The 12,860-nt window shown below is 63.6% G+C and carries 17 protein-coding genes and 1 riboswitch; of the genes, 14 read left to right on the top strand and 3 right to left on the bottom strand.

From position 1 onward, the window contains the following. The first annotated feature begins 168 nt into the window (after positions 1 to 168). Positions 169 to 243: a 50S ribosomal protein bL37 gene (locus tag ABFX19_RS16090; RefSeq protein WP_369299106.1), complete on the top strand. Its 75-nt coding sequence runs from the start codon at positions 169 to 171 to the stop codon at positions 241 to 243. Between the two features lie 81 nt (positions 244 to 324). Here the strand turns inward: ABFX19_RS16090 and rsrA are convergent, their stop codons facing one another. After that, the gene (gene rsrA, locus ABFX19_RS08455) at positions 325 to 585 is read right to left on the bottom strand and encodes a mycothiol system anti-sigma-R factor (RefSeq protein ID WP_056548021.1); all 261 of its coding nucleotides are present in this window, start codon (positions 583 to 585) and stop codon (positions 325 to 327) included. Next, entirely contained in the window at positions 582 to 1,259 is a 678-nt protein-coding gene (locus ABFX19_RS08450; RefSeq protein WP_235563265.1) for a sigma-70 family RNA polymerase sigma factor, read from the bottom strand. The genes rsrA and ABFX19_RS08450 overlap by 4 nt, the downstream gene beginning before the upstream one ends. Positions 1,260 to 1,567: 308 nt before the next feature. Here ABFX19_RS08450 and ABFX19_RS08445 point away from each other — a divergent pair, with 308 nt between their 5' ends. The 7 genes from ABFX19_RS08445 (at position 1,568) to ABFX19_RS08415 (ending at position 8,418) form a co-directional block, all read left to right on the top strand. Further along, positions 1,568 to 2,116 (top strand): DoxX family protein, encoded by a 549-nt coding sequence (locus tag ABFX19_RS08445; RefSeq protein WP_277357886.1) that lies wholly within the window; start codon positions 1,568 to 1,570, stop codon positions 2,114 to 2,116. Positions 2,117 to 2,121: 5 nt separating this feature from the next. After that, the gene (gene aroA, locus ABFX19_RS08440; RefSeq protein WP_346028092.1) at positions 2,122 to 3,456 is read left to right on the top strand and encodes a 3-phosphoshikimate 1-carboxyvinyltransferase; all 1,335 of its coding nucleotides are present in this window, start codon (positions 2,122 to 2,124) and stop codon (positions 3,454 to 3,456) included. Continuing rightward, on the top strand, positions 3,453 to 4,574 hold the full coding sequence (rsgA, locus tag ABFX19_RS08435; protein ID WP_346028091.1) for a ribosome small subunit-dependent GTPase A: 1,122 nt from the start codon (positions 3,453 to 3,455) through the stop codon (positions 4,572 to 4,574). Before aroA ends, rsgA begins: the two co-directional genes overlap by 4 nt. Before the next feature lie 174 nt (positions 4,575 to 4,748). Further along, entirely contained in the window at positions 4,749 to 4,952 is a 204-nt protein-coding gene (locus ABFX19_RS08430; RefSeq protein ID WP_026545912.1) for a cold-shock protein, read from the top strand. Between the two features lie 211 nt (positions 4,953 to 5,163). Further along, entirely contained in the window at positions 5,164 to 5,988 is an 825-nt protein-coding gene (gene hisN, locus ABFX19_RS08425; RefSeq protein WP_056548009.1) for a histidinol-phosphatase, read from the top strand. 70 nt (positions 5,989 to 6,058) lie between these two features. After that, a riboswitch (SAM riboswitch) is annotated at positions 6,059 to 6,173 on the top strand. Positions 6,174 to 6,268: 95 nt separating this feature from the next. Further along, positions 6,269 to 7,567, top strand: a complete 1,299-nt coding sequence (locus tag ABFX19_RS08420) for an aminotransferase class V-fold PLP-dependent enzyme (RefSeq protein ID WP_346028412.1) — start codon at positions 6,269 to 6,271, stop codon at positions 7,565 to 7,567. 92 nt (positions 7,568 to 7,659) lie between these two features. Then, a complete protein-coding gene (locus ABFX19_RS08415; protein WP_277357889.1) occupies positions 7,660 to 8,418 on the top strand; it encodes a class I SAM-dependent methyltransferase in 759 nt (252 codons plus the stop codon). Here the strand turns inward: ABFX19_RS08415 and ABFX19_RS08410 are convergent. After that, positions 8,415 to 8,579: a hypothetical protein gene (locus ABFX19_RS08410; protein ID WP_200954787.1), complete on the bottom strand. Its 165-nt coding sequence runs from the start codon at positions 8,577 to 8,579 to the stop codon at positions 8,415 to 8,417. The genes ABFX19_RS08415 and ABFX19_RS08410 overlap by 4 nt on opposite strands. A gap of 152 nt (positions 8,580 to 8,731) precedes the next feature. Between ABFX19_RS08410 and ABFX19_RS08405 the strand changes: the two genes are divergently transcribed. The 6 genes from ABFX19_RS08405 to ABFX19_RS08380 are packed head-to-tail and all read left to right on the top strand — an operon-like array spanning position 8,732 to position 12,812. Beyond that, on the top strand, positions 8,732 to 9,643 hold the full coding sequence (locus ABFX19_RS08405; RefSeq protein WP_346028090.1) for a metal ABC transporter substrate-binding protein: 912 nt from the start codon (positions 8,732 to 8,734) through the stop codon (positions 9,641 to 9,643). Further along, positions 9,640 to 10,416, top strand: coding sequence for a metal ABC transporter ATP-binding protein (locus ABFX19_RS08400; RefSeq protein ID WP_346028089.1), 777 nt, complete (start codon positions 9,640 to 9,642; stop codon positions 10,414 to 10,416). The genes ABFX19_RS08405 and ABFX19_RS08400 overlap by 4 nt, the downstream gene beginning before the upstream one ends. Beyond that, on the top strand, positions 10,417 to 11,295 hold the full coding sequence (locus ABFX19_RS08395) for a metal ABC transporter permease (RefSeq protein WP_277357892.1): 879 nt from the start codon (positions 10,417 to 10,419) through the stop codon (positions 11,293 to 11,295). Position 11,296: 1 nt separating this feature from the next. After that, positions 11,297 to 12,022 (top strand): metal-dependent transcriptional regulator, encoded by a 726-nt coding sequence (locus ABFX19_RS08390; protein ID WP_277357893.1) that lies wholly within the window; start codon positions 11,297 to 11,299, stop codon positions 12,020 to 12,022. Continuing rightward, positions 12,019 to 12,417, top strand: a complete 399-nt coding sequence (locus ABFX19_RS08385) for a fluoride efflux transporter FluC (RefSeq protein ID WP_346028088.1) — start codon at positions 12,019 to 12,021, stop codon at positions 12,415 to 12,417. The genes ABFX19_RS08390 and ABFX19_RS08385 overlap by 4 nt, the downstream gene beginning before the upstream one ends. Beyond that, positions 12,414 to 12,812, top strand: a complete 399-nt coding sequence (locus tag ABFX19_RS08380; protein WP_346028087.1) for a fluoride efflux transporter FluC — start codon at positions 12,414 to 12,416, stop codon at positions 12,810 to 12,812. Before ABFX19_RS08385 ends, ABFX19_RS08380 begins: the two co-directional genes overlap by 4 nt. The last annotated feature ends 48 nt before the right edge of the window (positions 12,813 to 12,860 follow it).

The raw sequence follows: 12,860 nt of genomic DNA, 5'->3' as shown, positions 1-12,860 counted from the left end.
CTGAGAGACGTTCCGCTCCATCCTAGGCAGGTGCTGCGGCGCATATGGGTTGCAGCGAGCCGGCCTGCACGTTTAGGTTCGTGCCGCCTGCGTGTGGGAGACTGGAGGGCAGTCCGGACCCATGTGGTCGATCGGCAAAGCCACAACAGGCAACATAAGGAGGCAGCCATGAGCAAGCGTGCACGTAAGCGCCGTGATCGCAAGCGCGGCGGCGCTAACCACGGTAAGCGCCCCAACACCTGACATCACGGTCATAGCAAACAGAAAGCCCCCGCACGCGTGCGGGGGCTTTTCTGTTTGCTATGGCCACACCGGCCGTCCGGCCTAATGATCCACTGTTTTGATCTGGCTGATGCGGTCGAGGATGCTGGCCTTCAGCTTCGCCGGTGCAACCTCCGTACAGGAGCGCTTCACCACTGACCGGATCAGGCATTCCAGATCGTGTTCCTGCGCGCATTCCGGGCAATCCTCGAGATGATCTTTGATCTCGACGAGGTCTGCATGCGAAAGGGCGCCGTCGAGGTATTCGTAGAGCCGCTCGATCCGCGTGTCATCGCAGTTGCCGAGGCTATGGCAGTCGCTCATTTTCCGCCCTCCTGTGTAGTTCCACCATCAGCGGTGGACGCGCGTACCGAACTACCCATGCCGCGCTCATGCGCATACTCGGACAGCGACTCGCGCAGGAGCTTGCGTCCTCGGTGCAGCCGTGACATGACGGTGCCGATCGGGGTGTTCATGATTTCTGAAATTTCCTTGTACGCGAAGCCTTCGACGTCCGAGAAGTAGACTGCCAGCCGGAACTCCTCCGGAATTGCTTGCAGGGCCTGCTTCACATCGGAGTCCGGAAGATGATCCAGCGCCTCCACCTCGGCCGAACGCAGACCGAGGGAGGTGTGCTCCGCTGCTTTCGCCAACTGCCAGTCCTCAATGGTGTCCGAGTGGGACTGCAGGGGTTCCCGCTGCCGCTTGCGGTACAGGTTGATATAGGTGTTGGTGAGGATGCGGTACAGCCACGCCTTCAGGTTGGTTCCCGGCTTGTACTGGTGGAACGCGGAGAATGCCTTGGTGTAGGCCTCCTGAACCAGGTCTTCCGCGTCTGCCGGATTACGGGCCATTCTCATGGCAGCCGAATACAGTTGGTCCACGTACTGCATGGCGTCCCGCTCGAACCTCGCCGTGCGATCAGCAACGGATTCGGTGGACAGGTCCAGTTCCTCGTCTTCGGCTGGGGTGGGCCCCGCCGCGGCTGTGGTATTCATTGCTGCAAAGTCTACGCGTCCGCGGGTTTGCCGGCGCTGCGCCGGACCGGCCGGCGCATCAATGTGGATGCGCGGGATGTGGCCCCGCACCGATGTTGCTGTGCCCATCTGCTCCTCGTATCCGTTTACTGCGTGTTCATGTATCTCCAACCATGGGCAGCAGGTGAATATTCCGGTGCACACGCGGCGGCCGGATCGCCTCGGTCCGCCAAAAGTGCAAAACTAGACATATTCATCCACGGTTGTAACTGACTTTGTTCGCCAAGTAGATCCGGTGCCGCCCACGGTGCTGGAAGCCAGGAGGCATTGTGACCCTTGTTCGCGTATTCGCCCGCCCATTGCTTGCCAGCAGCTTCGTCCTCACGGGCATTGACCGCCTCCGGAATACCGAGGCCACAGCTACTGCCCTTCGTCCCACCCTTGACCGCATCAACAAGGCGGTGCCCGCAACGGCCTCGGCAACGAGCAACGAACAGCGTGTCGCGAAGGTGCTCGGCGCTGCCCATCTCGGTGCGGCGGTTCTGTTGGGGATCGGGCGCTTTTCCCGCGTCTCTGCTCTGGTGCTGGTCGCCACGTCCACGCTGAACGCCGTTGTTGAGTTCAACAGCGCGGATTCGTCCACGTCCAAGACCCGCAAGGACCGCCGCAACCAGCTCCTCAAGAACCTGTCGCTGATCGGTGCTGTGCTGCTCGCCGCCGTGGACACCAACGGCCGGCCGAGCTGGGCCTGGCGTGCAGAGCATTTCGCCGAGGATGCGCGCCGTAATGCCCTGGCCCTCAGCCATGACACCCGCAAGAGCATCAAGAAGGCGGAGAAAGCTGTACGCAAGACCGCTTCGGAAGTCACGGGCAGCTAAGGAGCATGAGCGCGCTGTCCGCCGCACCGTCCGCCACATCCTTTTGGCCGGCACCGTACGCAGCCGGTCCCGTTGATGCAACAGTGGAGGTCCCGGCGTCGAAGTCACTGACCAACCGGTACCTTATCCTCGCTGCGCTTGCGGACGGCCCGAGCAGGCTGCGCGCACCGTTACACTCGCGGGATTCCCTGTTGATGGTGGAAGCCCTTCGGTCGCTGGGTGCCACGGTGGAGGAGCTCGACGGCGACGGCACGTATGGCCCTGACTTGCTCGTTACGCCCATTCCGCCCGACGCGTCCGGGGATGTGAGCGTGGACTGCGGGCTGGCCGGCACGGTCATGCGCTTTGTTCCTCCGCTAGCGGCGCTTCGTGCGGGGCGCACCTCGTTTGACGGTGACCCTCACGCCCGCAAACGCCCGATGGGCGCGGTCATCAGTGCTCTCCGCGAACTTGGAGTACAGCTCGAGAACGACGACGGCTCCCTGCCCTTCACGGTCGCAGGAACCGGAGCGGTAGAGGGCGGCACGCTGGTGATAGACGCGAGCGCCTCGTCCCAGTTTGTCTCTGCGCTGCTGCTCGTTGGCGCCCGCTTCACGGACGGCCTCAACCTGCAGCATGTGGGCAAGCCGGTGCCGAGCCTTGACCACATCGCCATGACGGTTGCAGTGCTGCGGGAGGCCGGCGTCGTCGTCGACGATTCCATTCCGAACTCGTGGCGGGTGGAGCCGGGAACCATCAGCGCGTTCGATGTGCGCATCGAGCCTGACCTCTCCAATGCCGGTCCGTTCCTCGCCGCTGCCCTCGCTACCGGCGGCACCGTGCGTGTGCCGCACTGGCCTTCGGACACCACTCAGGTCGGAGCGAAGTGGCTGACCATACTCCCCCTGCTGGGCGCCGAGGTTGAGCTGACCGATGACTCCACTCTGGTGGTCCGCGGCACCGGGACGATCACCGGCGCCGAGTTGGCCGACACCAGCGAGCTGGCGCCGACCGTCGCTGCGCTGTGCTCGCTCGCGCGGACACCGTCGGCATTGTCGGGCATTGGACACCTGCGCGGGCACGAGACTGACCGGCTCGCCGCCCTCGTCGCGGAGATTACCCGCCTTGGCGGTGATGTCGAGGAGACCGTTGACGGCCTGGTCATACGCCCGGCTCCGCTGCACGGCGGTCCTTTCCACACCTATGAGGATCATCGGATGGCCACGGCCGGCGCCATCCTGGGGCTCGCAGTGGACGGCGTGGAGATTGAGAACATTGCGACCACCGGCAAGACCATGCCCCAGTTCCCCGAGCTGTGGAAGGCACTCGCTGCCACCGCTGGTCCGAGCGGCTCTCGGTGACATCCGCCGGGTCGCGCCGCGGGACCGCTTCCTGGGATGAATCCGATGTTCGGATCCGGCCGAACAAGAAGGGTTCCCGGCCACGCACGAAGGACCGCCCGGCTCATGAAGATGCGGTGACCGGACGAATCATCACGGTGGACCGCGGACGCTATACCGCGGTTGTGGATGAGGACACCAACGCAGAGCGGGTTGTCATTGCCGCCCGGGCACGGGAACTCAGGCGGTCCCCCGTCGTCGCCGGAGATCTGGTGGCGCTGGTGGGAGATGTCAGCGGTGAACCGGACACTCTCGCCCGGCTGGTCCGAATTCAGGAAAGACGCACGCTGCTTCGCCGCAGCGCGGATGACACCGATCCCGTGGAACGCGCTGTGGTTGCCAATGCCGACCAGTTGGTGATCGTGGTTGCGGCCGCGAATCCGGAGCCGCGCACGGGGTTCATCGACCGCGCGCTGGTGGCCGCCTACGACGCCGGTATTCAGCCCCTCCTCTGTGTCACCAAAGCAGACCTGAAGGATCCGTCGGATCTGCTGGCGAACTACGAACATCTTGACCTGCTCATCATCACCAGCCAGACTGCGTCCACACCGGACGCGGTGGAAACCACATCCGCTACCGGCGCCTCAGCGCTCCTCGCGCCCGGCGCCGTCGAGCAGTTGAAGGAGCTTTTGGACGGCAGAGTGAGCGTACTGCTCGGTCACTCCGGCGTGGGCAAGTCGACGCTGGTGAACGCGCTCACCGGAGCCAATCGGGCGACGGGCGGAGTGAACGCGGTCACCGGGCGGGGGCGCCATACCTCCTCATCGGCTTATGCCCTCAAAGCTGCAGACTCAGCACCCGGTACGTGGATTATCGACACTCCGGGCATTCGTTCCTTCGGCCTTGCCCATGTCGAGGCCGACCGCATCCTCGCCGCCTTCCCGGATCTTGCACCCGGCACCGAGGACTGCGAGCGGGGCTGCCGCCACGATGCCGCCGCCGTCAACTGCGGACTGGACGGCTGGGTCGCGTCGGGCGCTGCCGGCGAATCCGGTCCGGTGCGCCTGTCTTCGCTGCGCCGGCTTCTCGGGGCGGGCGTCGAACCTTCCCAGGGTGCCAAGGAGCTGGGGATGCAGTGAGTGATGTGACTACGGCGCCGATTGCCTGCTAGACTGAACAGAGTTGTTGTGTTGCGCACGAATGTTAAGCCTTGATTTCTCTCCGGAGTTCGAAAGCTTTTTTTGCAGGCGAAATGAACACCGCGACAGGAACCCCGAAGTACGGGGGGATCCTCACACTCAAGGAATAAAAAAATGGCAACAGGTACAGTCAAGTGGTTCAACGCTGAAAAGGGCTTTGGATTCATCGCTCCTGACGACGGCGGCGCTGACGTTTTCGCTCACTTCTCCGCAATCAACTCCGGCGGCTTCCGCTCGCTTGAGGAGAACCAGAAGGTCAGCTTCGAGACCACCCAGGGCCCCAAGGGCCCCCAGGCTGAGAACATCTCCGTTCTCTAAGTCTCCGTTCTCTAAGTTTCAGCGCTTCAAGATCTAGCGCTTCAAGAAAGGGGACATCGGCTTCGGCCGGTGTCCCCTTTCTTGCGTTTAACAGCACACCGTTCAATGACACCCGTTCCTGTGCGTGCGTGAACCGATCGTAGCCCAGCGCTGAGCGCGTCCGCATCGGGACCTCCCGCATCTGTGCACCCTGACCATATAGGTTGAAAGTATGAACCTCCAGAGCTACAACGATGACCTCCGCCTTGCCCATGTAATGGCCGACTCCGTAGACGACCAGACCATGTCCCGGTTCAAGGCGCTGGATCTGGCGGTCGAAACCAAGCCGGACTTCACCCCGGTCACGGATGCGGACAAATCGGCGGAAGAGGCTATCCGCGGGCAACTCTCGCGTGCGCGTCCGCGCGATGCCGTACTCGGTGAGGAGTACGGCAGCAGCGGCGCCGGCTCGCGGCGCTGGATCATCGATCCTATTGACGGAACCAAGAACTTCGTCCGGGGCGTACCGGTATGGGCTACCCTCATTGCATTGGTGGACGAGGGCCGGCCTGTCGTCGGTGTTGTGAGCGCCCCCGCGCTCGGAAAGCGTTGGTGGGCTGCAACGGGCACCGGTGCGTTCATGGGTAAGTCTCTCGCGGCAGCCAGCCGGCTCCGGGTTTCGAGCGTATCCCGGCTGGAAGACGCCTCGCTCTCCTACTCGAACCTGTCCGGCTGGAAAGAGCGCGGCAACTTTGACGAATTCGTATCGCTCACCGAATCCGTGTGGCGTACACGCGCCTACGGTGACTTCTGGTCCTACTGCCTTGTCGCCGAAGGCGCTGTGGACATCGCCTGCGAACCTGAGCTGAACCTGTATGACATGGCCGCGCTGGTACCCATCGTCACGGAAGCCGGCGGTCGCTTCACGTCACTCGAAGGCTCCGACGGACCCTTCGGAGGCAACGCGCTGGCAACCAACAGCACACTTCACAATGATGTCCTGAAGCGACTGAACCCCTCGCTGGACGATCTGCTTCAGGAAGGTACCGGCGTCTGACGTGGTCGCTTAACACCAACGCGTAACACAAGGACCGGATATTCCCGGCCTGCTTTAGTCTGGATTCCTAGGTCACGAGTGTCAGCGTTAAACCCCGGTTTGCTGGCCGGCAACCCTCCTTCCGCGGCGGGGTGCCCCGGGTGACGACCTGGCCGGGCCAGAACGTGGTTCGGCAAGCGCGGGGCCTGGTGAAGCAGGTCCCCTGAACCTACGTGGGGTACCTCCTGTGAGCAACGCACTTCTTGAGAACGAACTCTCCGCTGCACCGCTGGCGTCCGTGATGGGCGCTGAGCTGCAGGCGCCGCTGGTGGACGGCACTGCCGTCCGTTACGTCAACCTGGACTATGCCGCTTCAACGCCGGCGCTGCAGCAGGTCAATGACTATGTGCAGAGCGTGCTTCCCTACTATGCGAGTGTGCACCGGGGCGCCGGGTACGCATCGCAGATCTCCACCTCGCTCTACGAGAATGCACGAAGGACTGTGCGGAACTTCGTCGGCGGCCGGGAAGATGATGCGGTCATCTTCACCCGCAACACCACCGATTCGCTGAACCTCCTGGCTGGATGCCTGCCGGAGGACGGTGAGGTCCTCTACCTCGACGTGGAACACCATGCCAATCTGCTGCCCTGGCTGCAGCTTCCCCATCGCGGGCTGGTCGCCGCGGGAACCATCGAGGAAACGCTCGCCGCTGTGGAAGAGGAATTGGCATCCGGAGGAATCAGCCTGCTTGCTGTAACCGGTGCGTCGAATGTCACCGGAGAAGTTCTGCCCATCGGCCGGTTCGCAGCGGCGGCTCATGCGCACGGCGCGCGGATCGTCGTCGACGCGGCTCAGCTCGCTCCCCACCGGCGGCTGGATTTGCTCCGCGACGGTATCGACTACGCGGCCTTCTCGGGCCACAAACTGTATGCGCCTTTCGGCGCGGGCGTCCTGGTCGGTAGAGGCGACTGGCTCGATTCCGGAAGGCCCCACCTCGCCGGAGGCGGCGCAGTGAAGACTGTGAAAGTGGACTCGGTGTCCTGGGCAACCGGTTCCGCGCGCCATGAGGGCGGGTCACCGAATGTGCTCGGTGCAGCCGCGCTGGCGAAGGCAACAGAGGCCATCGCTGGGTTGGATGAACCGGCCTGGCTTGCGCATGAATCAGAGCTGCGGGATGCCCTCGTGGAAGGGCTCTCCAACCTTCCCGGCATAGCAGTTCACCGCATCTTCGCTGACAGCACCGATGCGATCGGCGTAGTGAACTTCTCTGTCCACGGTTACGACGCCGGGCTGGTCGCCGCATATCTGTCTGCAGAACACGGGGTTGGACTGCGGGACGGGAAGTTTTGCGCTCATCCGCTGCTGAAGCGGCTGGGCCTGCCGTCAGGTTCGCTACGGGCGAGTTTCGGGCTCGGATCACGGCAGGACGACGTCGACAGGCTGTTGACCGGTTTGCGCTCGCTTCTTCGGGATGGACTGGGGACTGACTATGCGGTCGACGCCGGGCGCTGGGTGCCCGCGGTCGAGACCCGCCCTTTCCCTGACTGGGCTCCGCCCACGCCGGGAACTGCCGGCGCCGCGCCCTGCACAACCGACTGAGCGCTGCGACCGCACTTCCTCGGCACGACGCCGCCTTCAACCGGGTGCTTTAATTGACGGGTTCCGTACCCGTCATGCGAGGAGTTCCCAACATGGGTGTTGGAGGTCCGCGCCTCGCCGAACACCGCCGTCGTGAATTGGCGCGGGGCTACCTGCAGGAAAGTGACCGCTACGAGCGCGTGCGTCCGGGCTACCCCCAAGACAGCGTGGACTGGCTCATACCCGCCGGAGCGTTGCGCGCAGCAGACGTTGGCGCCGGCACCGGCAAGTTCACCCGGGAGCTCATCCGCCGCTGCCCGGAGGTGACAGCTGTTGACCCATCCCTGGACATGCTTGCAGTCCTCGGACAACAACTCCCGCGCGTAGCCAGAGTGCAGGGAACTGCCGAGGCATCGGGACTCGCAACGGCGAGCGCTGATGTACTCACAATTGCCCAGGCCTGGCACTGGTGTGATCCTGCTGCGGCAAGCCAGGAGGCCGCACGTGTGTTGGCACCGGGGGGAAGATTCGCGCTCGTCTGGAATCAGCTGGACGTCAGCGTTGCCTGGGTACACCGGCTCTCCCGCATCATGCATGCCGGAGACGTTTTCCGGCCGAGCTACCGCCCTATGCTTGGTCCGCGCTTTTCGGAGCCGGAGTCTAGGGTCATTCCATGGACGCAGGTTCTTCCGGTCTCGGACATCGTGGAACTTGCGCGCTCCCGCACCTACTACCAGAACGCATCAGCCGGTGTGCGCACCAAGGTGGAAAACAATCTGTCGTGGTACCTGCACGATCACTTGGGGCACCAGCCGGACGCAGTCCTCGAGCTGCCGTACCTTACCTACTGCTGGCGGGCCGGCCGGCTTTAGCCCTCAGCGTCCGTCCCGTTCGTTTCCGGCCCGGAATCTGCACCCTCAGCCGGGTCCTGTGAGTGAGTGCCTGTGTCGGCGGGATTCTGAGCGCGATCCCCCTCTGCCGGCTGTTCAGAGTGCTCGCGCGGCACTTCCTCGTGTTGTGGTTCTTCGCTCATAACCCGACCTCCTGATAGTGGTCCTGCCGTGCCCTGCCGGCAACATACCGTTAGGCCCACCATGCCCTGTCGATTGCTCTCCTGTCGAGTGCCGTGGCTCCGGCTGCACAGGAGCAGTGGCGGCAGCAGCGTGATCGGGCTATATTTTCGGTATGCCGAAACTTCGGATTCAGGTACTCCTCATCCTGACAACGTTGGTGCTTGCAGGCTGTGGCACCCCACTTGTGGAGCGGACCAGTTCACACAAGGACCCGCGGCCTGTTGTACTGACCACCTTTTCCGTTCTCGCGGACCTCACACGCTCGGTGGCAGGTGAGCATATCCGGGTTGAATCGATCACCAAGATCGGAACCGAAATCCACGGCTACGACCCCACTCCCTCAGACCTCGTCGAGGCTCAGGACGCGGATCTCGTCCTTGACAACGGCCTGGGCCTGGAGCGCTGGTTCGAACGTTTCGTCCTGTCCATCGATGCGCCGCATGTGGTGCTTTCCGAAGGCGTGGAACCCGTTGACATCCGTTCCGGCGATTACCAGGGACTGCCCAACCCCCATGCCTGGATGTCCCCGAAGGCGGCGCAAACGTACGTAGACAACATTGTTACGGCACTGTCAGAGCTTGATCCCGCACATTCCGGAGACTACCAAGCCAACGGCGCCGGCTTGAAGCGGGAACTCCAGGGCATGCTGACCGCTCTGCAGAATGCGTTCAGCACTGGTGAGGCAACGCCGGCTCTGGTCACGTGTGAGGGTGCGTTCTCCTACCTCGCGCGGGACGCCGGAATCAAAGAAGCCTTCATCTGGCCTGTCAATTCCGACACCGAGGGAACCCCCCGGCAGATCAGCGACGTCATCTCCTTTGTTCAGGAGCACAACGTGCCCACAGTCTTCTGCGAGTCCACCGTCAATCCGTCCGCGCAGCAGCAGGTTGCACGAAGCACCGGCGCTGAATTGGCCGGTCCGCTTTATGTGGACTCGCTGTCGGAGGGGAACGGACCGGTCCCCACGTTCCTCGACCTGCTCCAACACGACATCGACCTCATCGTTGAAGGACTGACCCGATGACCCTGGCAACCAGCGAACAGCCGGCCATCGCTGTCGAAGGTTTGGGCGTCCGCTACGGAGACGTGACTGCGCTCCACAGCGTGAGCTTCACCATCAACCGTGCCCAAATCTGCGGACTGATCGGGGTGAACGGCTCAGGAAAATCGACCCTCTTCAAGTGCCTCCTGGGGTTGGTGACGGCGCAACAGGGAACGCTCTCGCTCTTCGGCCGAACGTCCACGGCAGCCCGTAAAGGCAAGCTCGTCGCCTATGTTCCGCAGGCCGAGGACGTGGACTGGGACTTCCCTGTCTCCGTCGCCGATGTCGTCATGATGGGGCGGTACGCTCACATGGGTCCCCTGCGGCATCCCTCACGGACTGACCGTGCCGCGGTGACGGAGGCGCTGGAACGGGTCGGGTTGTCAGAGCTTCGCCACCGGCAGATCGGGGAACTCTCCGGCGGACAGAAGAAGCGCGCCTTCGTTGCCCGCGGAATCGCCCAGGACGCCCAGCTCCTTCTCCTCGATGAACCATTCGCAGGCGTAGACAAGGGCAGCGAGGCCACCATTGTGGAGCTCCTCCGCGAACTGAAGAATGAAGGCCGGACTGTGCTGGTGTCCACCCATGACCTCGCCGGCCTGCCCCGCCTGTGCGACCGCGCAATCCTCCTGCACCAACGGATCCTTGCCGAAGGAACCCCCGATGACGTGCTCACCCATGCCAACCTCGCGCGCGCGTTCGGGCCTGCGGACACTCTTGACTCAGCGGTGGCGCCTACCCGGGCAGGTGCCTAGATGGATCCCGTCATATTCCTCCTTGAACCGCTGCAATACGGCTTCCTGACCCGCGCTCTGTTGGTGACGCTGGCGGCTGCCGTAGTCGCCTCGGTTCTATCCTGCTGGCTCATCCTGATGGGCTGGTCCCTGATGGGTGATGCCGTTTCCCATGCGGTGCTGCCCGGGGTCGCGCTCGCCTACATCGTCGGTATTCCGTTCTCGATCGGCGCCTTCATTTTCGGTGCCGGTGCCGTTGCGCTGATCGGCGCTGTGAAGTCGACCACCAGGCTGAAGTCCGACACCGTGATCGGTGTGGTGTTCACCGCTCTTTTCGCCGTGGGACTGGCCATCATTTCGCGAACGCCCTCGCAAGTGGACCTTATGCACATCCTCTTCGGCAACGTTCTCGGTGTCACGGACGGTGAGCTGTGGCAGGTTCTGATCCTTGGTGCGTTGACCCTGGTGATCGTGCTGGTCAAGCGGCGGGATCTCACGCTGCTCGCCTTCGACCGCACGCATGCACACGTCATCGGGCTCAACACCAAGGCGCTGGCTGCGCTCCTGTTGGGATTGCTCGCCCTCAGCGTGGTGGTGGGGCTGCAGGCTGTCGGTATCATCCTCGTCGTGGCCATGCTGATCACGCCTGGCGCCACTGCTTTCTTGCTGACACGCAGTTTTGACCGGATGCTGATACTCGCTGTTCTGATCACTGCGACCGCCGCGGTCTCCGGCATCTACGCGAGCTACTACTTCGACATCTCAACCGGGGCCGCAGTTGTACTTGCGCAGGCACTCGCGTTTTCAGTTGCCTACATCGCGGCGCCCCGGACTGGCCTCATCGCACAACTGAGACAGCGACGCCGGCGGGCCGGTTCACCGGCAAGGCAGGCTGTCTGACATGGCGTCGAAAGTGAGCACACCCGGCAGCGAATCCTCAAGTGTCCAAGACTATGTGAAGACCATCTACGCGCTCTCTGAGTGGCATGATGAGCCCGTGACATCATCGCGGCTCGCCGCCCGGCTGTCGGTTGCCAACTCGTCGGTCTCCGAAATGATCCGGAAGCTGGCCGAGCTCGGGCTGGTGAACCACACACCGTACCGGCCCGTCGAACTCACTGCTGACGGTCGCCGCCTGGCCCTGGCCATGGTTCGGCGGCACCGGCTGATCGAGACGTTCCTGGTACGCGATCTCGATTACCGCTGGGATGAAGTCCATGATGAGGCGGAACTGCTGGAGCATACTGTCTCCGATACCTTCATCGACCGGCTCGACGCCCGGTTGGGCTTCCCTTCCGTTGACCCGCACGGTGATCCGATTCCGACGGCTGCGGGGGCGATCACGCTTCCCGACGCATTACCCTTGGACAGCTTCGACGATGGCCACTCCGGACGGGTTACCCGGATCAGCGATGAGGACCCACAGCTCTTGAGGTTCCTGGCGGCCGAAGACATCGGTATTGGTTCTCCGGTGGAAGTGCTGGGCAGGGCTCCCTTCGGAGGTCCGCTTCAGGCGCGCGTCGGCACCGGGACCGGTGCCCGGGACTTCAGCTTCGGTAAGGAACTCACCGGGGCCATCTGGGTCGAGTCAGTGGGCCGACACGCCGGCTGTAGCTTGGTGCCATGACCGCTCAACCGGATGCCCTTCCTGCACCTCTCGGCTGGAAGGTATGGACCGCCGTCGCCATGGGAGGCTTCGCAGGAACCGAGGCACGATATCTGCTCGGCCTGCTCTTTCCCGAGCCGCCCGGCGCGTTCCCCTGGACCACGCTCGCGATCAATGCGGGTGGAAGTTTCCTGCTTGGCTGGCTGACCGAGCGCTGGGCAGGAACCCGCGGGCCGCGGGAGTTGCGGGCGGGGTTGGGGCCGGGCCTCCTTGGGTCATTCACAACCTTCTCCGCGGTTTCGCTTGCCGCGGTGATCGAGCCGGCGCTGATGGTGCCGTACGTCGGGTTGTCGCTCGCGCTCGGTGTATCGGCCGCTGCCGCCGGAATCATCGTGGGGCAGAGGCGGGCGCCATGATGACTGCGGCTCTGGTGGGCCTTGGAGGAATGGTCGGCGCGCTGCTCCGCTTCGCCGTCGACACCGCGTATGAAGCGCTCCGTGCACGACGGCGGCACCGGTCTTCGCTGGTGCCACCCTTTCCCATGGGAACGCTGGTGGTCAACATTCTTGGATCGGGTGGAATCGGCATCCTTTGGGGACTGCTGCTGAACTCTGCACTCAGTAGCCCCGTCTACACCGCGCTCAGTGCGGGGCTGGCCGGTGGGTTCACCACGTTCAGCACCTTCACTGTCGCGGCTGTTCTCCTGTGGCGGGGCAGGAGGCGGGTGGCCGCCGTCGTGCATGTGCTTGCAAACACCGGCTGCGGGCTGGCCGCGGCCGCGCTGGGACTTCTGATCATCGGCACAATATGACGCGGGAAAACACAAGTACAAAGCTGGCTGACTAGACTGAAGTGGATC

Origin of the sequence: Arthrobacter parietis (genome assembly GCF_039530425.1) — a bacterium.
Taxonomy (GTDB): domain Bacteria; phylum Actinomycetota; class Actinomycetes; order Actinomycetales; family Micrococcaceae; genus Arthrobacter_D; species Arthrobacter_D parietis.
The sequence above is the reverse complement of the archived record's forward strand: the minus strand, read 5'-3'. Positions and strand labels throughout refer to the sequence as shown.

Coding starts and splice junctions, on each gene's coding strand:
- aroA (WP_346028092.1), top strand. CDS start 2,122: ATGAGCGCGCTGTCCGCCGCACCGTCCGCCACATCCTTTTGGCCGGCA.
- ABFX19_RS08395 (WP_277357892.1), top strand. CDS start 10,417: ATGGATCCCGTCATATTCCTCCTTGAACCGCTGCAATACGGCTTCCTG.
- ABFX19_RS08405 (WP_346028090.1), top strand. CDS start 8,732: ATGCCGAAACTTCGGATTCAGGTACTCCTCATCCTGACAACGTTGGTG.
- ABFX19_RS08430 (WP_026545912.1), top strand. CDS start 4,749: ATGGCAACAGGTACAGTCAAGTGGTTCAACGCTGAAAAGGGCTTTGGA.
- hisN (WP_056548009.1), top strand. CDS start 5,164: ATGAACCTCCAGAGCTACAACGATGACCTCCGCCTTGCCCATGTAATG.
- ABFX19_RS08385 (WP_346028088.1), top strand. CDS start 12,019: ATGACCGCTCAACCGGATGCCCTTCCTGCACCTCTCGGCTGGAAGGTA.
- ABFX19_RS08450 (WP_235563265.1), bottom strand. CDS start 1,259: ATGAATACCACAGCCGCGGCGGGGCCCACCCCAGCCGAAGACGAGGAA.
- ABFX19_RS08410 (WP_200954787.1), bottom strand. CDS start 8,579: ATGAGCGAAGAACCACAACACGAGGAAGTGCCGCGCGAGCACTCTGAA.
- ABFX19_RS08415 (WP_277357889.1), top strand. CDS start 7,660: ATGGGTGTTGGAGGTCCGCGCCTCGCCGAACACCGCCGTCGTGAATTG.
- ABFX19_RS08380 (WP_346028087.1), top strand. CDS start 12,414: ATGATGACTGCGGCTCTGGTGGGCCTTGGAGGAATGGTCGGCGCGCTG.
- rsrA (WP_056548021.1), bottom strand. CDS start 585: ATGAGCGACTGCCATAGCCTCGGCAACTGCGATGACACGCGGATCGAG.
- ABFX19_RS08390 (WP_277357893.1), top strand. CDS start 11,297: ATGGCGTCGAAAGTGAGCACACCCGGCAGCGAATCCTCAAGTGTCCAA.
- ABFX19_RS08420 (WP_346028412.1), top strand. CDS start 6,269: ATGGGCGCTGAGCTGCAGGCGCCGCTGGTGGACGGCACTGCCGTCCGT.
- ABFX19_RS08400 (WP_346028089.1), top strand. CDS start 9,640: ATGACCCTGGCAACCAGCGAACAGCCGGCCATCGCTGTCGAAGGTTTG.